The organism is Winogradskyella damuponensis, assembly GCF_039538385.1.
Taxonomy (GTDB): Bacteria; Bacteroidota; Bacteroidia; order Flavobacteriales; family Flavobacteriaceae; genus Winogradskyella; species Winogradskyella damuponensis.
This window is the reverse complement of the sequence record NZ_BAABCB010000006.1, coordinates 1-282: the sequence shown is the minus strand read 5'-3', so window position 1 is coordinate 282 and position 282 is coordinate 1. Positions and strand designations below refer to the sequence as shown.

The following is a 282-nucleotide window of genomic DNA, read 5'->3' as shown; positions in this document are numbered from 1 at the left end:
TCTCCGTTATTCACCGTTCTAATTCTAGCTGTTCCGTTAACATCTAATTTAGCTGTTGGATCACTAATACCAATACCCACATTACCACCATCTTCAATATATAAGTCATCCGTGTTGTTGGTTCCTAATCTTACTTGTCCAGATCCACGATTACGTAAATACATAATACCGTTACCTTCATTGTCAATAATAAAATCTCCATCAGAACCATTATTTCTAAAAATTTCAGCGTCATTTGAGGCATCAGCATCAGTAAAAAATTGAATTCTAGAATTTCTATTA

The 282-nt window shown here is 33.7% G+C and carries 1 pseudogene; it reads right to left on the bottom strand.

Features of this window, described 5'->3' with window-relative positions:
• Nucleotides 1-282: pseudogene (locus tag ABD730_RS03810) on the bottom strand (hypothetical protein); the annotation flags it as partial.